Here is a 20,063-nt window from a genome sequence, read left to right on the forward strand (position 1 = left end):
CGCCTGGCTGTCTATCAAGCGGCCAGGCCTTCGAGCTGCTCCTGCAGCGCCATCCATTCGGTTTCCAGCTGCTCCAGGTCGCGCACCGCGAAAGCCTGGTCGGCCACCAGGGTTTTCAGGCGCTCCTTCTGGCCGGCCTCGTAGACGGCCGGGTCGAGCAGCGCGGCGTCAATGCCAGCCTTCTTCTCGTTGAGCTTGGCCATCTGTTCTTCCAGGCGCTTGACCCGGTTCTCGATCGGTTTGCGCAGCGCGGCAATGCGCTGGCGTTCGCCGGCTTCCATCCGCTTCTGGTCCTTGCGCTCGGCCGGTGGCGCAGCAGCCAGCGCGGCCCTGGCCTCGGTCGCAGCGGCCGTGATCGGCGTGGCGGCCACCGTGGGCAAGGTGACCGTGCCCTTGCCGAGCTTGGTCTTGAACAGCCATTCCTTGTAGTCGTCCAGGTCGCCGTCGAAGGGCTGGAGCTTGCCGTCGGCGACGATGATGAATTCGTCCGTGGTGGCGCGCAGCAGGTGGCGATCGTGCGATACCAGGACCACGGTGCCCTCGAACTGGGCCAGCGCAAGGGTCAATGCTTCGCGCGTTTCGAGGTCGAGGTGGTTGGTCGGTTCATCGAGCAGCAGCAAATTCGGCCGCTGCCACACGATCAGGGCCAGCGCCAGGCGCGCTTTTTCGCCGCCCGAGAAGGGTTTGATCGGGCTGCTGACCATCTCGCCGGGGAAGTTGAAGCTGCCCAGGAAGTTACGCAGCTCCTGCTCGCGCACGGTCGGCGCGATCTTGGCCAGGTGCCACAGGGGCGATTCGTCGTGGCGCAGCATCTCGACCTGGTGCTGGGCGAAATAGCCGATCGACAGGCCCTTGCCCAGGGTGGCGATGCCCTCGAGCGGCGCCAGCTCGCCGGCGATGGTCTTGATCAGGGTCGATTTGCCGGCGCCGTTCACGCCCAGCAGGCCAATGCGCTGGCCGATCTGCAGCGAGAAGTTGATGCGCTTGACGATGGTCTTGGCGCCCACCTTGTCGCCGTGCTCGTCCAGCAGGTTATAGCCGGCATTGACGTTGTCCAGCACCAGCAGCGGGTTCGGGGCGGCCAGCGGCTCGCGGAACTCGAACGAGAATTCGGCGGCGGCGCGCAGCGGCGCGAGTTCTTCCATCTTGGCCAGGGCCTTCATGCGGCTCTGGGCCTGGCGCGCCTTGGTGGCCTGGGCCTTGAAGCGGTTGATGAAGGATTCCAGGTGGGCGCGCGTGCGCTGCTGCTTTTCCATCGCACTGGCGGCCAGCACCATCGCGGCGGCGCGCTGGCGCTCGAAGCTCGAGTAGTTGCCCCCATAGCGCTTGAGCTTGCGCTCATCGATGTGCACGATGACGTTGACGATTTCATCGAGGAAGTCGCGGTCGTGCGAAATGATGACCAGGGTGCCCGGATAGCGCTTGAGCCAGTCCTCGAGCCAGATGATGGCGTCCAGGTCCAGGTGGTTGGTCGGCTCATCGAGCAGCAGCAGGTCGGAAGGGCACATCAGGGCCTGCGCCAGGTTTAGGCGCATGCGCCAGCCACCCGAGAAGCTCGCCACCGGCTGCTGCATCTGGTCGAGCGAGAAGCCCAGGCCGAGCAGCAGTTGCTCGCCGCGCGACTGCACGGTATAGGCATCGGCATCGAGCAGTGCGCCGTGCACCTCGCCCAGCGCCATGCCGTGTTCGTCCATGTCCTCGTGCGCTTCCAGGCGTTCGAGCTCGGCCTGCAGGCGGCGCAGGTTGATGTCGCCGTCGATCGCGTATTCCAGGGCCGGACGGTCCAGCGCCGGGGTCTCCTGCGCCACGTAGGCCATGCGCCACTTCGACGGGAAGTCGATCGAGCCCTGGTCGGCGTGCAGCTCGTTGCGCAGCATCGCGAACAGGCTCGACTTGCCGGCGCCGTTAGCGCCGATCAGGCCGATCTTGTCGCCCGGGTTGAGGGTAAGGTCGGCGTCCACGAACAGCGGCTTGGTGCCGCGCATCAGGCTGACGTTTTGGAATCGGATCATTGCGGGATTTTCGTTAGTACGTAGGGTGGTCGGCCTTGCCGACCGCGCGTTCAACTCACGGATGCATTGTGGCGACGCGTGAGCTGGTTGAAAGCGTGGGCAAGGGAATGTAGGCCAATGGCCTGGATTACGAATTGCCCACCCTACGGGTATCGGCCACTCATACGATGAGGGGACCGATTGATTTGTTTATTTGGCTTGCAGCTGTTCGGCAGTCAAGAGGAACACGGCGTCGTCGCCGGCACTGGTGGTGAGCCAGGTCAGGCCGAGGTGCCCGAAGGCAGCTTCCGCGTAGTCGGCTTCGTTGCCGATTTCGACCACCAGCACGCCTTCCGGCGTGAGGCGTTCGGCGGCGCCTGCGACGATCTTGCGCACCAGGTCCATGCCGTCTTCGCCGCCGGCCAGGGCGATCTGCGGCTCGCGCTGGTATTCCGGCGGCAGCTTGCCCATCGAATTGCTGTTCACGTAAGGCGGGTTCGAGACGATCAGGTTGTACTTCTTGAACGGCACATTGGTGTACAGGTCCGATTCGATCGGGTTGACGCGGCCTTCCAGCTTGTACTCGCGGATGTTGTGCTCGGCCACGGCCAGGGCATCCTTCGAGATGTCGACCGCATCGATCACGGCGTTCGGGAAAGCGTCGGCCATCATGATCGCCAGGCAGCCGCTGCCGGTGCACAGTTCCAGCACGTTTTCGATCGCTTCCGGGTCCTGCACCCACGGGCTGAAGGTCTGCGGGATCAGTTCGGCGATGAAGGAGCGCGGCACCAGCACGCGCTCGTCCACGTAGAAGTGGTAGCTGCCCAGCCACGCCTCTTTGGTGATGTAGGCGGCCGGCACGCGCTCGCTGACGCGGCGCTCGATCACCGACAGCACCTGCAGCACTTCGTCCTGCAGCAGTTTCGCGTCCAGGAAGGGCTCGAGGCGGTCCAGCGGCAGCTTCAGGGTATGCAGGACCAGGTAGGCCGCTTCGTCGAAGGCCTCGGCGCTGCCGTGGCCGAAGAACAACTTGGCGCCGTTGAAGCGGGTGATGGCATAGCGCAGCAGGTCGCGTGGCGTGCTGAAATTGGTGGTGGTCATGGCCTTCTCCTGTCCTGTTCGTTCTGTTACTGCTTGTTTTGCAACTACACCAGCAGCTGCTCCAGCGTGCGGCGATAGATATTCTTGAGGGGGTCGATGTGGCGCAGCTCGATGTGTTCGTCGATTTTGTGGATGCTGGCGTTCGGAGGCCCGAATTCTATCACTTGCGGACAGATGCGGGCGATGAAGCGCCCATCCGAGGTGCCGCCGGTGGTCGACAATTCGGTCTGCACGCCCAGCTCGTCCTGGATCGCCACGCACAGGGCGTCCGACAGCGCGCCTTTTGGGGTAAGGAAGGGCTGGCCCGACAGCGTCCATTGCAGCTCGTAGTCCAGGCTGTGGCGGTCGAGGATGGCATGCACGCGCGCCTCCAGGCCGTCGGCGGTGCTGGCAGTCGAAAAGCGGAAGTTGAATTCCAGGCTCATGCTGCCGGGGATTACGTTGTTGGCGCCGGTACCGCCCTGGATGTTCGAGACTTGCCAGCTGGTCGGCGCATAGTATTCATTGCCTTCGTCCCAGACTTCCGCGGCCAGTTCAGCCAGTGCCGGCGCGGCCTGGTGGATCGGGTTGCGCGCCAGGTGCGGATAGGCGATATGGCCCTGGATGCCCTTGATGACAAGGTGGCCCGAGAGCGAACCGCGGCGGCCGTTCTTGATCGTGTCGCCCATCACGTGGTTCGAGGTCGGCTCGCCCACCAGGCAATAATCGAGCGTCTCGCCGCGGTCTTCCAGGCGTTCGCAGACGACCACGGTGCCGTCCGTCGCCGGGCCTTCTTCGTCGCTGGTGATGAGGAAGGCGATCGAGCCCTTGTGATCCGCGTGCGCCGCGATGAATTCCTCGCAGGCGATGACCATCGCCGCGATCGAGGTCTTCATGTCCGAGGCGCCGCGGCCATACAGCTTGCCGTCGCGCCGGGTCGGCACGAAGGGCGCCGATTCCCATTGCTGCACCGGGCCGGTCGGCACCACGTCGGTGTGGCCGGCGAACACGAACACCGGGCTGGTGGTGCCCTTGCGTGCCCACAGGTTGGTCACGCCGTTCGATTCGATGGTCTCGCATACGAAACCGAGCGGTGCGAGCAGTGCGATCAGGCGCTGCTGGCAGCCCTTGTCGTGCGGAGTGACCGAGTCCAGCGCGATCAGCTCTTCGGTGAGCAGCAGGGTGCGGGAGGGCTTCATTTGGCGAACTTTGCCGCGTACTGGTCCGCCGAAAAGCCGACCGAGACCGGGCCGGCGCCGGCAAGCACCGGGCGCTTGATGACGGACGGGTTTTCCAGCATCAGTTCCAGGGCGCTCGCTTTATCAAGGATTTGCGTCCGGCGTTCGTCCGGTAAATTGCGCCAGGTCGTGCCCTTGCGGTTGACCAGGGTTTCCCAGTCGAGCTCTTCCAGCCAGCCGGCGACCAGTTCGCGCGTCAATCCCTGCTTCTTGAAGTCATGGAAGGTGAAGTCGTGGCCGTTGTCCGCCAGCCAGGTGCGGGCTTTCTTGACGGTGTCGCAGTTGGGAATGCCGTGGAGGGTAATGGTCATGGGCGTAGCTCGCTGCGCCCGCGCGAGCGCGCGGGCTGATGGTATTTTGGAAAGGCGCAAGGGTAGCACAGCCCTGCAGGCATGCACAGGCAGGCCCCTGCGAGGATTCTACACAGGGGCGGTTTTCAGGAGCGGACGGCTGGACTCAGGTGTTGAGCGTGAATTCCGTGAACGAGGCGCTGGAAGGATCGGAGCCCGGTTTTGGCTGCTCTTGCGCCTGTTGCTGACTGTCCGGCCCATTGTTGAGCAGCCAGAGCAGGTTGGTGGCCGAGTCGGCATTGGCCAGGGCTTCTTCCTGGGTCACCAGCTCGTCCTTCACCAGCTTGAGCAGCGCGGTCTCGAAGGACTGCGAGCCCGGCGACAAACTCTTGTCCATCGCATCCTTGATCTGGCCGATCTCGCCTTTTTCGATCAGGTCGGCGATATAGCGGGTGTTGAGCATGACTTCCACCGCGGCCTGGCGCTGGCCGCCGGCGGCGGACTTGATCAGGCGCTGCGAGACGATGGCTTTCACGCTCGATGACAGATCCTGCAGCAGGGCGGCGCGGTTCTCGATCGGGTAGAAGCTGATGATGCGGTTCAGCGCGTTGTAGCTGTTGTTGGCGTGCAGGGTGGCGAGCACCAGGTGGCCGGACTGCGCATAGGCCAGTGCCGCCGCCATGGTTTCCTTGTCGCGGATCTCGCCGATCAGGATGCAGTCCGGCGCCTGGCGCATGGAGTTGCGCAGGGCGGTGCCGAAGCTGGTGGCGTCGCTGCCGATCTCGCGCTGGTTGACGATCGATTTCTTGTTCTTGAAAAGATATTCGATCGGGTCTTCCAGCGTGAGGATGTGGCCGGGGCGCTGTTCGTTGCGGTGATCCAGCATCGAGGCGATGGTGGTCGACTTGCCGGAACCCGTGGCGCCCACGATCAGCAGCAGGCCGCGCTTTTCCATGATCAGTTCGGACAGCACCGGCGGCAGGCCCAGTTCGCCGATCGGCGGGATATTCGCCGGCACGAAGCGGAACACCGCGGAAATCGAGCCGCGCTGGCGGAAGGCCGACAGGCGGAAGCGCCCAAGGTTGGGCACCGACACGCCCAGGTTCAGCTCATTTTCGCGGTCCAGCTCCGTCATCTGCTCGGGCGTGGCGATTTCCGACAGCAGGGAGATGATGTTCTCGGGTTCGAGACGATGCTGGTTGATCGGGATGAGGTTCCCGTTGATCTTGATATGCACCGGAGAGTTCACGGCGAAGAACATGTCGGATGCGTTCTTCTCCTTCATCAGCTGGAACAGGCGGTCCATGGCCATGTCATCGTCTCCGGTATTGTTGTGGTGTGCGTAAGGTAGTTGACCGCGCGGCCGGCTATGCCGACCGCGCCTTCAACGAAAACATCAATCCCCGCGCAGCAAATCGTTGATCGCGGTCTTTGAACGCGTCTGCGCATCCACACGCTTGACGATCACCGCGCAGTACAGGCTGTACTTGCCATCAGGGGAAGGCAGGCTGCCCGACACCACCACGGAGCCCGACGGCACGCGGCCGTAGCTCACTTCGCCGGTTTCGCGGTTGTAGATCTTGGTCGACTGGCCGATGTACACGCCCATCGAGATCACCGAATTCTCTTCGACGATCACGCCTTCGACGATTTCCGAGCGCGCGCCGATGAAGCAGTTGTCTTCGATGATGGTCGGGTTGGCCTGCATTGGTTCGAGCACGCCGCCGATGCCGACGCCGCCCGACAGGTGGACGTTCTTGCCGATCTGGGCGCAGGAGCCGACGGTGGCCCAGGTGTCGACCATGGCGCCTTCATCGACGTAGGCGCCGATGTTGACGTAGGACGGCATCAGCACGACGTTCTTGCCGATGAAGCTGCCGCGGCGCGCCACGGCCGGCGGCACCACGCGGAAACCGCCCTTGGCGAAATCTTCCGGCGTGTAGCCGGCGAACTTGGTCGGCACCTTGTCGTAGAACTGCATCCCATCGCCACCCGACACCGGGACGTTGTTCTCGAGGCGGAAGGACAGCAGTACGGCCTTCTTGATCCACTGGTTCACGACCCAGCTGCCGGTGTCTTTCTGCGCCACGCGCAGGGTGCCGGCATCCAGGCCGGCCAGCACGTGGGCGACCGCGTCGCGCACTTCGGCAGTGGCGTTCGACGGGCTGATTTCCGCGCGCTGTTCCCACGCGGTGTCGATGATGTTCTGGAGTTGTTGGGTCATGATGGATCTTCAGTGGATAAATTGGGGGTGCTCAGGCGAGGGTCTTGCAGAACGCATTGATGCGGTTCGCCGCATCGAGGCCTTCGTCGACGCTTGCCACCAGCGCCATGCGGATACGGTTGCGCCCGGGGTTGACGCCGTGCGCTTCGCGCGCAAGGTAGCTGCCCGGCAGGACGGTGACATTATATTCGGCGTACAGGCGGCGTGCGAACTCGAGGTCGGACAGGCCGGTGCGGCGCACGTCGGCCCACAGGTAGAAACCGGCATCGGGCAGCTCGACGTCCATTACTTCACGCAGCAAGGGGGTGATGAGCCTGAACTTCTCGCGGTAGAGCGCGCGGTTTTCCTGCACGTGGTGCTCGTCGCCCCAAGCCGCGATCGAGGCTGCCTGCACCGGCGGGGACATCGCGCCGCCGCAATAGGTGCGGTACAGCAGGAATTTCTTCAGCAGCTGCGGATCGCCCGCGACGAAGCCCGAGCGCATGCCCGGCACGTTCGAGCGCTTCGACAGGCTGGAGAACACGATCAGGTTGGCGTAGCGGTGCGGACCAAGGCTGCGGCCGAGCTGGTGGGCGGCTTCGAGCGCGCCCAGCGGCGGCGTCGCGCCGAAGTAAATCTCGGAATAGCACTCGTCGGCCGCGATCGCGAAGCCGTGGCGGTCGGACAGCTCGAACAGCTGCTTCCAGTCGTCGAGCGAGAGCACGGCGCCGGTCGGGTTGCCGGGCGAGCAGACGTACAGCAGCTGCACGCGCGGCCAGATGGTGTCGGGCACGCTGCCGAAATCGGGCGCGAAGTTGCGGCCGGGTTCCGAGTTCACGTAATACGGCTCGGCGCCGGCCAGGTAGGCCGCGCCTTCGTAGATCTGGTAGAAGGGGTTGGGGCTCATCACCAGGGCGCCGCCATCAAGCTTGCCGCGCGCTGCGTCGACCACGCACTGGGCGATGGCGAACAGCGCTTCGCGCGAGCCGTTCACCGGCAACACCATGGTGGCCGGATCGACCGGCGGGATGCCGTAGCGGTGCTCGAGCCAGCTCGCGATCGCCACGCGCAGCGGCTCGCCCCCGATGGTGCTGGGGTAGCTGGACAGGCCCGCCATCGCGTGCATCAGGGCTTTTTCGATGAAGGGCGGGGTCGGGTGTTTCGGCTCGCCGATGCCCAGGCTGATCGGGCTGTAGGCGGCGTTCGGGACCACGCCGGCGAACAGCTGGCGCAGTTGTTCGAAGGGGTAGGGATGGAGCTGGTCGAGATGTGGGTTCACGTCGGTAACCGGTAGGTGCGGTGTGCGCTTTCGATATTCCGTCAATTATAGCCTCTGCAAGGATAGGCGGCAGACGCCTGCCCGCATGAGCCCGGGGCTATCAGTTTCCACCCGCGCGCCAGGCGCCGGGATTGATGCCCGACCATTCGCGGAAGGCGTGGGTGAAGGCGCTCTGTTCCTGGTAGCCCAGCAGGAAGGCGATGTCGACCAGGCTATAGGCGCCCTGGCGCAGGTAGCCGCGCGCCAGCTCGTAGCGGGCGCCGTCGAGCACCTCCTGGTAGCTGCAGCCGGCATCGGCCAGCTTGCGCTGCAGGGTGCGCGCCGACATGCCCAGCTGCCCGGCCACCGAGGGCAGCCGCGCCTGCCCGTGCGGCAGGCTGCGGATGATGGCGGCGCGCACGTCGGCTGCCACGCTGCTACCGGCTGCGCTGCGTTCGCTTAGCAGCCGCTCGGCATGCTGGCGCAGCACCGGGTACAGGCTGGGGTCGGCGTTCGGTACCGGCATGCCACGCAGCGCGGCATCGAAACGGGCCACGTTGGCCGGCGCCCCGAATTGCGGTTGCACGCCCAGCACGCGCAGGTACTCGTCGGGCGCCGTCTCGCTATGGTGGGTGAAGGCGATCTGGCGCGGACCCAGCGGGCGCCCGGCCAGCCAGCTGCCGAACACGCGGATCCCGGCGAACACGCTTTCCACCAGGTGGCGGCTGGCGCCGGGATAGTGGCTGGTCCAGGCGTAGTGCGCGTCCGCGCCTTCGACTGCCAGGGCGCTGCGGCCGAGGTCATGGGCCAGCCCCTCGTAGCGCTGCGTTTGTTCGAGCGCCTGGCCGAAGTCGCTGCAGGCCATCAGCACCAGGCCATATGCCGAGAAGGTGCCGGGCCGCACCCGCTCGCCGACGTGCAGGCCGAAATGCGGGTCACTGCCCAGGCGCGCGCCGGCGTCGAGCAGCGCGATGTAGTCGCGCGCGGCCAGCGAGTCGGGCGCGGAGTTCAGCGCATCCGCGGGCAAGCCGGCCGCCTGCGCGAGCCGCGCCGCATCGACGCCGCGGCTTGCCGCGGTCTCGATGAGCGGCTGCAGGTAGGCGCCGGTGACCCGGCTGGCGTCGGCGCAAGCGGCTGGCGCGATGGAGCAAAGCTGTGACATGAAAGCGCAATACGGTAGAGTGACGGACGCTTACTCTGGCGGGAATGACAAGGCTGAGTATAAGGGGAAAAGACGATGCGGCGGTGGAATGGCTGGGGTGACGATTCGATCGATATGCCGCTGGGTGGGCAGGCGCAGGCCTTCCTTGCCGGGCGCCTGGGGCAGGGGACGCCTCCGCGGGATGCGAGCTTCGAGGATGCTTGCGCGCGCCTGCCGCCGGGACGTCTTGCGCCGCATCCGCTGGTCGACGCCGGCGCCGCGGTGCGCCTGCTGCATGCCCTCGGCCAGAGCCTGTCGGACTGGCTGCGCCTGCGCCATGGCCGCATCGATGCTGCCCCCGATGGCGTTGCCTGTCCCGAATCCGCCGAACAGGTGCGCGAGCTGCTGGCCTTCGCGGCAAGCCAGGCCGCCGATGTGATTCCCTACGGCGGCGGCACCAGCGTCGCGGGCCACCTCGGCGTGCACCAAACGACGCGGCCGACATTGAGCATCGACATGCGCCGCATGCGCGCCCTGGTCTCGCTGGACCGCGAATCCCAGCTGGCGACCTTTGGCGCGGGCGTGACCGGGCCCGACCTGGAAGCGCAGCTGCGCGCGCACGGCTACACGCTCGGCCACTTCCCGCAATCCTTTGAATATTCGACCCTCGGCGGCTGGGTCGTGACCCGCTCCTCGGGCCAGCAGTCGCTGCGCTACGGGCGCATCGAGCAGCTGTTCGCCGGCGGCCGGGTCGAAACGCCCAGCGGCACCCTGGACATCCCGACTTTTCCGGCGTCGGCTGCCGGCATCGACCTGCGCGAGATGGTGCTCGGCTCCGAAGGCCGGCTCGGCATCGTGACCGAGGCCACGGTGCGCATCAGCCGCCTGCCCGAGCATGAAGCCTTCCACGCGGTGTACTTCCCGGACTGGGAGCGCGCCCTTGAGGCCGTGCGCGAGCTGGCGCAGGCGCGGCTGCCGCTGTCGATGCTGCGCCTGTCGAACGCCATCGAGACCACAACCATGCTGACCCTGGCGGGGCACGCGAAGCTGGTGCGCCTCTTGACGGCCTGGCTGTCGCTACGCGGCTGCGGCGATGGCAAATGCATGCTGATGATCGGCGCCAGCGGCGCGCGGTCGCAGGCCGTGCCGGCCCTGCGCGCGGCACTTGGCATCGCGCGCCGTTACCGCGGCGTGCATGCGGGGCGCGGCCTGGGCGAGCGCTGGCGCCGCAACCGCTACCGCAGCGTCTACCTGCGCAACGCGGCCTGGGCACAGGGCTATGCGATCGACACGGTGGAGACGGCGGCGGACTGGCCGCGCGTGACGCAAGCCATGGAAGGTATCGAGCACGCTGCCGCACATGCCTTGCAGGCATCCGGTGAAAAGGTGCATGCCTACACCCATCTGTCGCACCTCTACCCGCAGGGGGCGAGCGTGTATTCGACCTTCGTGTTCCGCCTGGCCGGGAATTACGAGGCCGACCTGGCGCGCTGGCGCCTGTTGAAAGACAGCGTGTCCGCGGCCATTGTCGCGGCGGGCGGCACCATCAGCCATCAGCACGGGGTCGGCGTCGATCACGCGCCCTGGCTGGCGGCGGAGAAAGGCGAGCTGGGGCTGAGTGCGATGGGCGCGCTCTTCAAGCATGTCGATCCCGATGGGCGCATGAATCCCGGCAAGCTGGTCGCGCCATGAAGCCCGAGGAATACGATTTGCTCGTAATCGGCGGCGGCATCACGGGCGCCGGCATCCTGCTGGAAGCGGCGCGGCGCGGCTTGACGGCGCTGCTGGTCGAGCAGCGCGACTTCGCCTGGGGCACCTCGAGCCGCTCGTCCAAGCTGGTGCACGGCGGCCTGCGCTACCTGGCCGAAGGCCGCCTGCGCCTGACGCGCGAATCCGTGCGCGAGCGCGAAGCGCTGCTGCGCGATGCGCCGGGCCTGGTCGAACCCCAAAGCTTCGCCTTTGCCGACTACGGCGCGAGCCGGCGCAAGCGGCGCAGTTTCCTGGCCGGTCTGGCCATCTACGACCTGATGGCGGGGCGGCGCGAATCGCACTGGGTGCGAGCCGACGATTTTGCGATGCTGGCGCCGAACATCCACCGTGCGGGCCTCGCCGGCGGTATCCGCTACCTGGATGCGAAGACCGACGACGCGCGGCTGGTGCTGCGGGTGCTGGACGAAGCGCGCAGCCATGGGGCGCAAGCGCGCAACTATGTCGCGGTCGAGTCCTTGCAGCGTGTCGAGGGCCGCGTGACCGGTGCGCTGCTGCGCGATGCGCGTACCGGCGCCGCCAGCGAGGTCGCGGCGCGCGTCGTGGTCAACGCCACCGGCGCCTGGGCCTGCGCGCTCCCCGGCCAGGGCAATGCGCCGCGCCTGCGCCCGCTGCGCGGCAGCCACGTGGTGCTGCCCGCCTGGCGCCTGCCGCTGGCACAGGCGGTCAGCCTGATGCATCCGGTTGATGGCCGGCCGGTGTTCGCCTTTCCCTGGGAAGGCGTGACCCTGGTGGGCACCACCGATGTCGACCATGCAGAAGGGCTGGCGCTGGAAGCGCGCATCACGCGCGGGGAATTCGATTACCTGATGGCCGCCCTGCGCGCGCAGTTCCCGCAATCGGACCTGCAGGACGACGACGTGCTGGCTACCTATGCCGGTGTGCGCCCGGTGCTCGACAGCGGCACCGGCGCGGCGCCCTCGAAAGAAGCGCGCGAACACCTGGTCTGGGACGAGCCGGGCCTGGTGGCAGTCACTGGCGGCAAGCTGACCACCTTCCGCGCCATCGCCCTCGACACCCTGGGCCATGTCGCGCGCCAGTTGCCGCAGTGGCGCGCCGACCTGGCGCCCCGGCCCGTCTTCGCCGCGCAGCCGGTACCGAGGGGGACGCGCGCCGTCCCCGCCGGGCTCTTGCTGCGCCTTGCAGGCCGCCACGGGCGCCATGCCCAGGCGGTGGTCGATGCCGCGCAGGCGGGCGAGCTGGAGCTCGTTCCCGGCACGCTCACGCCCTGGGCCGAGCTGCGCTGGGCCGCGCGCAGCGAAACCGTCCACCGCCTGGACGACCTGCTGCTGCGCCGCACCCGCTTGGGGCTGCAGCTGCGCGCCGGCGGCGCCGCGCACCTGGCCCGCATCCGCGCCATCTGCCAGCCGGAACTCGGCTGGAGCGATGCGCGCTGGATTGAGGAGCAAATGGCTTACCTGGCGCTGTGGCAGGCGCATTACGGCATCCCCGACACGCACGAACATGAGCCACTCCATGCTTGACCCCCTGATCCTCGCCATCGACAACGGCACCCAGAGCGTGCGCGCGCTGCTGTTCGACCTGAAAGGCGAGATCGTCGCCAAATCGCAGGTCCAGCTGCTGAACTATACGAGCGAGCACCCCGGCTGGGCCGAGCACGACCCGGAAGGCTTCTGGCAGGCGCTGTGCCAGGCCTGCCGCGAGCTGTGGACCCGGCCCGGCGCCGACCGCAGCCGCATTGCCGGCGTGGCCGTGACCACCCAGCGCGGCACCGTCATCAATGTGGACGCCGGGGGCAAACCACTGCGCCCGGCCATCACCTGGCTCGACCAGCGCCGCACCGAGACCGTGCCGCCCATCGGCCCGCTGTGGCGCACGGCCTTCCGGCTGGCGCGGGTCAGCAGCACCATCGACTACTTCCGCGGCGAGGCCGAGATCAACTGGATTCGCGCACACCAGCCGGACGTCTGGCAAGCGACCCATAAAATTCCTGCTGCTGTCGGGCTACCTGAATTACCGGCTGTGCGGGCGCTATGCCGATTCGACCGGCTCGCAGGTGGCGTATATTCCCTTCGACTACCGGCGCCGCAAGTGGGCGGGAAAGCGCGACTGGAAATGGCAGGCGCTGGCGGTCGAGCAGCGCATGCTGCCCGAGCTGTTCGCGCCCGGTACGCGCCTGGGCGAGATCAGCTTCGATGCCGCGCGGGCTACCGGCATCCCGCAAGGTTTGCCGCTGCTGGCCGCGGCCGCCGACAAGGCCTGCGAGGTCATCGGCGCCGGCTGCAGCGCGCTTCAGGTGGGCTGCCTGAGCTACGGGACCACCGCCACGATCAACACCACCACCACGCGCTATGTCGAGGTGACGCCCTTCGTACCGCCTTATCCGGCCGCCATTCCGGGCGCCTACAGCCTGGAAGTGCAGGTCTTCCGCGGCTACTGGATGGTGAGCTGGTTCAAGGAGCAGTTCGGCCACCACGAGCAATCGCGCGCCCTGCTGGAAGACGTGGCGCCCGAGCGCCTGTTCGACGAACTGGCTGATGCCGTGCCTCCGGGCTCGATGGGCTTGATGCTGCAGCCTTACTGGACCCCGGGCATCCGGGTGCCGGGGCGCGAAGCCAAGGGCGCCATCATCGGCTTCGGCGACGTCCACACCCGCGCCCACGTCTACCGCGCCATCCTGGAAGGGCTGGCCTACGCGCTGCGTGAAGGGAAGGAGCGCATCGAGCGCCGTAGCGGCACCCGGATCACCGAATTGCGTGTTTCGGGCGGCGGCTCGCAGAGCGATGCGGCGATGCAGCTCACCGCCGACATTTTTGGGCTGCCGACCTCGCGGCCGCACGTGTATGAAACCTCCGGCCTGGGCGCGGCGATCGATGCCGCCGTGGGACTGGGGCTGTATGCGGACTTTACGGCGGCGATCGCGGCGATGACGCGGGTGGGGAAGGTGTTCGAGCCGATCGCGGCCAACCATGCGGTCTACGACCGGCTGTACCGCGAGGTCTACCTGAAGATGTACCGGAGGCTGCAGCCGATGTACCGTGACATTGCGCGGATTACGGGCTATCCGAAGGTGTGAGCTGGGGCTGACTTCTGCTCACGCACACTTGGGTACCGGCGAAGGCCGGTACCCAAGTTCCTTGCGTAGCCGCGAATTCCGCACCAACCACCAAACCCTAGCGCGCCAGCGCCCGGCTCATCGCATTCCACGCATACCCGGCGCCGACCGCCAGCACCTGGTTGCGCCCCGCCGCCTTTGCATCGTACATGGCGCGGTCGGCGGCCAGGAACAGCGAGCGCAGCTCGTCGAAATTGGTGGGCACGATGGTGGCCGCGCCCACGCTGACGGTGACGAAGTCGGAGGTGGTCGAGCGCGGGTTCGGTACGCGCAGGCGCTCGACGTCGGCGCGGATCGCTTCGGCCACCTTGGCCGCGCCGGCATGCGGGGTATCGGGCAGCAGCAGCACGAATTCCTCGCCGCCGTAGCGCGCGGCCAGGTCGGTGGCGCGCAGGGCGTGGGCCTGCAGCGCACTGGCCACCGCCTGCAGGCACTGGTCGCCCGCGGCATGGCCGAGCAGGTCGTTGTACAGCTTGAAGTGGTCGACGTCGATCACCATCAGCGACAGCGGACGGGCAGAGCGCATGGCGCGCTGCCATTCGCGCTCGAGGCAGGCGTCGAAATGGCGGCGGTTGGCGATGCCGGTGAGCGGGTCGGCCAGCGCGGCGCGCTGCAGCGCATTGGCGGACTGCTTGTGGTGGGTAATGTCGTGCAGGATGGCGACCCAGAGCTGCTCGCCGGTGGTCATCGGCGACAGATTCAGGTCCATTGCGCGCAGGCCGCCGTCGGGCTGGCGCAGCAGCACTTCGCGCGTGCCGCGGCAGTGCTCCGGCATGCCGTCGTCGAGGCTGCCGAACCAGGCGGCGACCTCCATGGCGGCGGGTTCTGCCACCAACTCGGCCAGCGGCCGGCCTTCCAGTTCACGGTCGCTGTAGCCCAGGCAGCGCTCGCTGGCCGGATTGGCATACTGGATGCGGCCGTCCTGGCCGAGCAGCATCAAGCCTTCGTCCATGCCGTCGACGATCATGCGCAGGCGCTTGACCTGCTGGGTACGGGACTGGTTGGCCGAGCGGATCTGCAGCTGGGCCCGGACCCGCGCGCAGACTTCCGGCAGGCGCAGCGGCTTGGCGATATAGTCGGCGGCGCCACGGTCGAAGCCGGCGACGATATCGTCGGTGTCGGAACAGGCGCTGACGAAAATGACGGGGATGTCGGCGGTACTCGGCTGGTTCTTCAGGCGGCTGCAGGTCTCGAGACCATCCAGGCCCGGCAGCATCACGTCGAGCAGGATCAGGTCGGGCTGGACGCGGCAGGCAAGGTCGAACGCGCGTTCGCCGGAGGTGGCCACGAAGGTGCGGTAACCCTGGCCGCGCAAGATATCTTGCAGCAGCCCGAGGCTGGCGGGGGCATCGTCGACAATCAGGATCGCAGCCTGGCGCGCGGGCGCAGGTACTGCGAAAGCAGGATGATTCATGGGGTTCAGGCCGGTTCAGACTGATGAGATCATACTCCCATCATCTTCGCCTGCGGCAACTATTGTTTCCCCTGGAAACAATGCTGTTGCGGTGCTACAACTTCTGGTTGGCCCATGGCGGCTAACCGCCGGTCGTGCTGCGGGCGGCCGTGGGCGCGCCCGCAGGGTAGTGCTTACAGCATGTCCGCGATCAGCTTGCCGAGGACCGCAATGCCTTCACGGATGCGTTCCGGCGGCACCGTGACAAACGACAGGCGCAGCGTGTTGCTGGCCGGGTCGTTGGCGTAGAACGGCGCGCCCGGCACGAAGGCGACGCGTGCGGCCAGCGACTGGTCCAGCAGTTTCATGGCGTCGATGCTCTTCGGCAGGGTCACCCAGATGAACATGCCGCCTTCCGGCTTGGTCCAGGTCACGCTGCTTGGGAAGTGTTCGGTCATCGCATCGAGCATCACCTGGCACTGGTCGCCGTACAGCTTGCGGATGGTCGGGATGTGCTGGTCGAGGAAACCGTCCTTGATCACTTCGTGCACGACCATTTGCGTGAGCTGGGCGGTGTGCAGGTCGGCCGCCTGCTTGGCCAGTTCGAGGCGGCGCACCAGCGGCAGTGGGGCGCAGACGTAACCGAGGCGGATGCCGGGGGTCAGCACCTTCGAGAACGAACCCATGTAGATCACGCCGTCCGGGTTCATCGCGACCATCTTCGGCATCGGCTCGCCTTTATAGCTCAGGGCGCCGTACGGGTCGTCCTCGATCAGCGGGATGCCGAAGCGCGCGCAGGTCTCGACCAGCTCGTGGCGGCGTTCGAGCGACAGCGAACGGCCGGTCGGGTTCTGGAAGTTCGGCAGCGAGTACAGCATGCGCGCGCCGTCGGCCACGGCGGCGATCGACGAGGGCACCAGGCCATGGTCATCGGTGTCGACCGATTTGAATTCCGGACGGTAGACCGAGAAGGCCTGCAGCGCGCCGAGATAGCTCGGGGTTTCGACCAGCACGCGGCTGCCTTCGTCGACCAGGACCTTGCCCAGCAAATCGAGCGCCTGCTGCGAGCCCGAGGTCATCAGGATCTGTTCCGGCAGGATGCGGCTGCCTTCCGTGGAGAGCGAATTGGCGATCCATTCCCGCAGTGGCGCGTAGCCGTCGGTCGGGCCGTATTGCAGCGCGACCTTGCCGGCCTCCGACAGCACCTTGTCGTACGCGGCTTTCATGCGCTCGACCGGGAAAGTGGCTGGCGACGGCAGGCCGCCGGCGAAGGAGATGATCTCCGGACGCTGGGTGATTTTCAGGATTTCGCGGATGAACGAGCTTTGCAGCTGCTGCGCGCGCTCCGAAAATTGCCACTGGATGGGATTTGGATTCTCGATTTTCATACTGTTCTCACTGACAGGAAGGGGCCGCACGGTAGTGCCGGGCCATTATAAAGCACGCCGGGTAGGCGGCTTCGGGAAGAGCCGGGCCTTGTAGGCCCAGCCCGGGACCGATAGGTTCAGACAAATGCAATATTTGTCTAAACAAATGTTTTATGCCACTTCGACGATCATCTCGATTTCGACGCAGGTCCCGCGCGGCAGCGAGGCCACGCCGAAGGCCGAGCGGGCGTGCTTGCCGGCATCGCCGAACACTTCGCCGATCAGTTCCGAACAGCCATTGGTGACCAGGTGCTGCTCGTTGTATTCCGGGGTCGAGGCCACCAGGCTCATGACCTTGACGATGCGCTTGACGCGCGACAAGTCGCCGCCGACGGCTTCCTGCAGGGTGCCCATCAGGTCGATTGCGACCGAGCGCGCAGCGAGCTGGCCGTCCGCGGTGGACTTGTCACGACCCAGGATGCCGGCGTTCGGCGAGCCGTCCGCGTTCTTGGCGATGTGGCCCGAGATGAAGACGAGGTTACCCGTCTGCACATACATGACGTAGGCAGCGGCCGGGGTGGCCGGCGCGGCCAGGGTGATGTTCAGTTCTTTGAGTTTGTCGTAGACGGACATGGTTTCGATGGTTGCGGTGAATGAAGCCGATATTGTACGTCCAGCCAGCCGCGCCCGACACGTTTACCGGCAGCGCCGGGGCGGGCTGGGGCGGGGCTTGGCCGCGGCCAACCTGCCGGGTTAAAATATTGGCAACATTGCCTTTGTAAATCAGGCCTTGAAATCGCTTTCACCATCCCTATATGGCTGCAATCCGTTTAACCCTGAACCACCACGAGGAACGACATGGCTGTCGCCGAAAAAGAAACCCTTGGCTTCCAAGCAGAAGTAAAACAGCTGCTGCAACTGATGATCCACTCCTTGTATTCCAACAAGGAGATCTTCCTGCGCGAACTGATTTCGAACGCATCCGACGCGGCCGACAAGCTGCGTTTCGAGGCGATCAACAACGATGCCCTGTTCGGCAACGACCATGAGCTCAAGATCAAGGTGTCCTTCGACAAGGACGCGCGCACCATCACGATTTCGGACAACGGCATCGGCATGAGCCGCGACGAAGTCATCTCGCACCTGGGCACGATCGCCAAGTCGGGCACCAAGGAATTCTTCAGCAAGCTCTCGGGCGACCAGCAGCAGGATGCGGCCCTGATCGGCCAGTTCGGCGTGGGCTTCTATTCGGGCTTCATCGTGGCCGACAAGATCATCGTCAACACCCGCCGCGCCGGCGCGTTTGCCTCCGAAGGCGTGCGCTGGGAGTCGACCGGCGAAGGCGACTACAGCATCGAATCGATCGAAAAGGCGGGCCGCGGCACCGACGTGATCCTGCACCTGCGCGCCGGCGAGGAAGAGCTGCTGTCGTCGTGGAAGCTGAAGTCGATCATCCGCAAGTATTCGGACCACATCTCGCTGCCGATCGTGATGCAGAAGGAAGAGTGGGACGAAGAGCAGAAGCAGACCGTCCTGAAGGACGAATTCGAGACCGTTAACCAGGCCAGCGCGCTGTGGGCCCGCAACAGGGCGGACATCACGGGCGAGCAGTACAACGAGTTCTACAAGCACGTCTCGCATGACTTCCAGGAGCCGCTGGCCTATACCCATAACCGGGTCGAAGGCCGCAGCGAATACACCCAGCTGCTGTTCGTGCCCGGCCATGCGCCGTTCGACCTGTGGGACCGCAACAAGCGTGCCGGCATCAAGCTGTACGTCAAGCGCGTGTTCATCATGGACGACGCCGAGCAGCTGATGCCGACCTACCTGCGCTTCATCAAGGGCGTGATTGACTCGAGCGATTTGCCGCTGAACGTCTCGCGCGAGATCCTGCAGGAGTCGCGCGACGTGAAGGTGATCCGCGAAGGCTCGACCAAGCGCGTGCTGGGCATGCTGGAAGAAATGGCGAACTCGGACGAGCAGGCGGGCAAGGACAAGTACACGACCTTCTGGAAAGAGTTCGGCCAGGTGCTCAAGGAAGGCATCGGCGAGGACGCGACCAACAAGGACCGTATCGCCAAGCTGCTGCGCTTTGCCTCCACCAATAACGACTCAAGCGAGCAGACGGTCTCGTTCGCGGACTACATCGCGCGCCTGAAGGAAGGCCAGGACAAGATCTATTACGTCACCGCCGACAGCTTCAACGCCGCGAAGAACAGCCCGCACCTCGAGATCTTCCGCAAGAAGGGCGTCGAAGTGCTGCTCATGACCGACCGCGTGGACGAGTGGATGCTGTCTTTCCTGAGCGAATTCGACGGCAAGGAGCTGGTGTCGGTGGCCAAGGGCGGCCTGGACCTCGGTTCGCTGGAAGACGAGGCCGAGAAAAAGGAGCACGCCGAGACCGAAGCCGGCTACAAGGAACTGGTCGAGAACATGAAGACCGCCCTGGGCGACAAGGCCAAGGACGTGCGCGTGACCTTCCGCCTGACCGATTCGCCGGCCTGCCTGGTCGCGGACGAGAACGAGCTGTCGGGTAACCTGCTGCGCATGCTCAAGGCCGCCGGCCAGGATGCGCCGGAGTCCAAGCCGATCCTCGAGATCAACCCGAATCACCCCTTGGTGACGCGCCTGAAGTACCAAGACGCCGCCGGCACGCGCTTCGGCGACTGGTCGCACATCCTGTTCGACCAGGCGATGCTGGCCGAAGGCGGCAGCCTGAGCGATCCGGCGTCCTTCGTGAAACGCCTGAACGAGATGCTGCTGGCCACCGCGGCGTAAAGCGTCGTTTTGGCCGCACACACCACCGGGGCCTGCGCCCCGGTTTTTTTACGCCTGCGCCGGCGCCGCTAGAACCACGATGCGGCGCGCAGCGCGCGCCAGTCTGCCGCCACCGCGATGGCGGCGAACAGTGCGCCGGGAAGCAGGAACAGCAGGCCGGTGATGCCGATGCCGAACAGCGCAACTAGGCCGACCAGCAGGAAGGCGGCGGCGAAAATGGCCTGGATTGCTGCGAGCAGGTTCATGGTGGGCCTCATCAAAGGATGGTCTGGGGCTTGGGAATGAAGCCCAGTCCGGCGCCATCGACGTTGTGGATATAGCGCCGCTGCGCGGTCCCGGTCATTCCCGCCAGGCGCTGGTTGACGGCATGCGGGCCAATGAACCCGGGCGCGCGCGGCGCTTCCCAGGACACAGCCTGGATCGGCATGGGCCACAGGCAGAGATAAGCGAGCAGGGCGAAGGCGAAGGACATGGAATGGAT

At 66.0% G+C, this 20,063-nt stretch carries 17 protein-coding genes and 1 pseudogene; 5 read left to right on the top strand and 13 right to left on the bottom strand.

Translation table 11 applies throughout. From position 1 onward, the window contains the following. Positions 1-14: 14 nt before the first annotated feature. The 8 genes from AC56K1_RS01175 to AC56K1_RS01210 form a co-directional block, all read right to left on the bottom strand. Positions 15-2,012 carry an ATP-binding cassette domain-containing protein gene (locus AC56K1_RS01175; protein WP_497156020.1) on the bottom strand — a complete coding sequence of 666 codons (1,998 nt, stop codon included), beginning with the start codon at positions 2,010-2,012 and terminating at the stop codon, positions 15-17. Positions 2,013-2,201: 189 nt separating this feature from the next. Next, positions 2,202-3,092 carry a 50S ribosomal protein L3 N(5)-glutamine methyltransferase gene (gene prmB / locus AC56K1_RS01180; protein WP_497156021.1) on the bottom strand — a complete coding sequence of 297 codons (891 nt, stop codon included), beginning with the start codon at positions 3,090-3,092 and terminating at the stop codon, positions 2,202-2,204. A gap of 44 nt (positions 3,093-3,136) precedes the next feature. Beyond that, complete coding sequence (dapE, locus tag AC56K1_RS01185) at positions 3,137-4,270, bottom strand: succinyl-diaminopimelate desuccinylase (RefSeq protein ID WP_497156022.1); 1,134 nt, start codon at positions 4,268-4,270, stop codon at positions 3,137-3,139. Continuing rightward, complete coding sequence (locus AC56K1_RS01190; RefSeq protein ID WP_497156023.1) at positions 4,267-4,620, bottom strand: ArsC family reductase; 354 nt, start codon at positions 4,618-4,620, stop codon at positions 4,267-4,269. Before AC56K1_RS01190 ends, dapE begins: the two co-directional genes overlap by 4 nt. Positions 4,621-4,765: 145 nt before the next feature. Then, positions 4,766-5,911 (bottom strand): PilT/PilU family type 4a pilus ATPase, encoded by a 1,146-nt coding sequence (locus tag AC56K1_RS01195; RefSeq protein WP_497156024.1) that lies wholly within the window; start codon positions 5,909-5,911, stop codon positions 4,766-4,768. Positions 5,912-5,995: 84 nt separating this feature from the next. Further along, the gene (gene dapD / locus AC56K1_RS01200; protein ID WP_497156025.1) at positions 5,996-6,823 is read right to left on the bottom strand and encodes a 2,3,4,5-tetrahydropyridine-2,6-dicarboxylate N-succinyltransferase; all 828 of its coding nucleotides are present in this window, start codon (positions 6,821-6,823) and stop codon (positions 5,996-5,998) included. A 31-nt stretch (positions 6,824-6,854) separates the two neighbouring features. Next, positions 6,855-8,081, bottom strand: coding sequence for a succinyldiaminopimelate transaminase (dapC, locus tag AC56K1_RS01205; RefSeq protein ID WP_497156026.1), 1,227 nt, complete (start codon positions 8,079-8,081; stop codon positions 6,855-6,857). Positions 8,082-8,181: 100 nt separating this feature from the next. Further along, complete coding sequence (locus tag AC56K1_RS01210; protein ID WP_497156027.1) at positions 8,182-9,222, bottom strand: AraC family transcriptional regulator; 1,041 nt, start codon at positions 9,220-9,222, stop codon at positions 8,182-8,184. 75 nt (positions 9,223-9,297) lie between these two features. Here AC56K1_RS01210 and AC56K1_RS01215 point away from each other — a divergent pair, with 75 nt between their 5' ends. The 4 genes and pseudogenes from AC56K1_RS01215 to AC56K1_RS01230 all read left to right on the top strand — a co-directional run bounded on the left by AC56K1_RS01215 (position 9,298) and on the right by AC56K1_RS01230 (position 14,005). Then, a complete protein-coding gene (locus AC56K1_RS01215) occupies positions 9,298-10,893 on the top strand; it encodes an FAD-binding oxidoreductase (protein WP_497156028.1) in 1,596 nt (531 codons plus the stop codon). Then, a complete protein-coding gene (locus AC56K1_RS01220; protein WP_497156029.1) occupies positions 10,890-12,452 on the top strand; it encodes a glycerol-3-phosphate dehydrogenase/oxidase in 1,563 nt (520 codons plus the stop codon). Before AC56K1_RS01215 ends, AC56K1_RS01220 begins: the two co-directional genes overlap by 4 nt. Next, a pseudogene (locus AC56K1_RS01225) lies at positions 12,445-12,858 on the top strand (FGGY family carbohydrate kinase); the annotation flags it as partial. The gene AC56K1_RS01220 and the pseudogene AC56K1_RS01225, both read left to right, overlap by 8 nt. A 127-nt stretch (positions 12,859-12,985) precedes the next feature. Next, positions 12,986-14,005 carry an FGGY-family carbohydrate kinase gene (locus AC56K1_RS01230; RefSeq protein ID WP_497156030.1) on the top strand — a complete coding sequence of 340 codons (1,020 nt, stop codon included), beginning with the start codon at positions 12,986-12,988 and terminating at the stop codon, positions 14,003-14,005. Between the two features lie 97 nt (positions 14,006-14,102). On the opposite strand, the gene AC56K1_RS01235 is transcribed toward AC56K1_RS01230, so the two are convergent. The 3 genes from AC56K1_RS01235 to AC56K1_RS01245 form a co-directional block, all read right to left on the bottom strand. Further along, on the bottom strand, positions 14,103-15,458 hold the full coding sequence (locus AC56K1_RS01235) for a diguanylate cyclase (protein WP_497156031.1): 1,356 nt from the start codon (positions 15,456-15,458) through the stop codon (positions 14,103-14,105). Between the two features lie 173 nt (positions 15,459-15,631). Continuing rightward, the gene (locus AC56K1_RS01240; protein WP_497156032.1) at positions 15,632-16,825 is read right to left on the bottom strand and encodes an aminotransferase-like domain-containing protein; all 1,194 of its coding nucleotides are present in this window, start codon (positions 16,823-16,825) and stop codon (positions 15,632-15,634) included. A 150-nt stretch (positions 16,826-16,975) separates the two neighbouring features. Beyond that, complete coding sequence (locus AC56K1_RS01245; RefSeq protein WP_497156033.1) at positions 16,976-17,437, bottom strand: RidA family protein; 462 nt, start codon at positions 17,435-17,437, stop codon at positions 16,976-16,978. 225 nt (positions 17,438-17,662) lie between these two features. Here AC56K1_RS01245 and htpG point away from each other — a divergent pair, with 225 nt between their 5' ends. Then, entirely contained in the window at positions 17,663-19,582 is a 1,920-nt protein-coding gene (gene htpG, locus AC56K1_RS01250; protein ID WP_497156034.1) for a molecular chaperone HtpG, read from the top strand. A 68-nt stretch (positions 19,583-19,650) separates the two neighbouring features. On the opposite strand, the gene AC56K1_RS01255 is transcribed toward htpG, so the two are convergent. Beyond that, positions 19,651-19,827: a hypothetical protein gene (locus tag AC56K1_RS01255; RefSeq protein ID WP_497156035.1), complete on the bottom strand. Its 177-nt coding sequence runs from the start codon at positions 19,825-19,827 to the stop codon at positions 19,651-19,653. A gap of 11 nt (positions 19,828-19,838) precedes the next feature. Beyond that, on the bottom strand, positions 19,839-20,054 hold the full coding sequence (locus AC56K1_RS01260; RefSeq protein WP_497156036.1) for a hypothetical protein: 216 nt from the start codon (positions 20,052-20,054) through the stop codon (positions 19,839-19,841). Between the last annotated feature and the right edge of the window lie 9 nt (positions 20,055-20,063).

Source organism: Telluria sp. ZB4P37 (assembly GCF_059685855.1).

Coding starts and splice junctions, on each gene's coding strand:
- AC56K1_RS01215 (WP_497156028.1), top strand. CDS start 9,298: ATGCGGCGGTGGAATGGCTGGGGTGACGATTCGATCGATATGCCGCTG.
- AC56K1_RS01190 (WP_497156023.1), bottom strand. CDS start 4,620: ATGACCATTACCCTCCACGGCATTCCCAACTGCGACACCGTCAAGAAA.
- AC56K1_RS01195 (WP_497156024.1), bottom strand. CDS start 5,911: ATGGCCATGGACCGCCTGTTCCAGCTGATGAAGGAGAAGAACGCATCC.
- AC56K1_RS01245 (WP_497156033.1), bottom strand. CDS start 17,437: ATGTCCGTCTACGACAAACTCAAAGAACTGAACATCACCCTGGCCGCG.
- prmB (WP_497156021.1), bottom strand. CDS start 3,092: ATGACCACCACCAATTTCAGCACGCCACGCGACCTGCTGCGCTATGCC.
- AC56K1_RS01240 (WP_497156032.1), bottom strand. CDS start 16,825: ATGAAAATCGAGAATCCAAATCCCATCCAGTGGCAATTTTCGGAGCGC.
- AC56K1_RS01235 (WP_497156031.1), bottom strand. CDS start 15,458: ATGAATCATCCTGCTTTCGCAGTACCTGCGCCCGCGCGCCAGGCTGCG.
- AC56K1_RS01260 (WP_497156036.1), bottom strand. CDS start 20,054: ATGTCCTTCGCCTTCGCCCTGCTCGCTTATCTCTGCCTGTGGCCCATG.
- AC56K1_RS01220 (WP_497156029.1), top strand. CDS start 10,890: ATGAAGCCCGAGGAATACGATTTGCTCGTAATCGGCGGCGGCATCACG.
- dapD (WP_497156025.1), bottom strand. CDS start 6,823: ATGACCCAACAACTCCAGAACATCATCGACACCGCGTGGGAACAGCGC.
- AC56K1_RS01175 (WP_497156020.1), bottom strand. CDS start 2,012: ATGATCCGATTCCAAAACGTCAGCCTGATGCGCGGCACCAAGCCGCTG.
- AC56K1_RS01210 (WP_497156027.1), bottom strand. CDS start 9,222: ATGTCACAGCTTTGCTCCATCGCGCCAGCCGCTTGCGCCGACGCCAGC.
- dapE (WP_497156022.1), bottom strand. CDS start 4,270: ATGAAGCCCTCCCGCACCCTGCTGCTCACCGAAGAGCTGATCGCGCTG.
- htpG (WP_497156034.1), top strand. CDS start 17,663: ATGGCTGTCGCCGAAAAAGAAACCCTTGGCTTCCAAGCAGAAGTAAAA.
- AC56K1_RS01255 (WP_497156035.1), bottom strand. CDS start 19,827: ATGAACCTGCTCGCAGCAATCCAGGCCATTTTCGCCGCCGCCTTCCTG.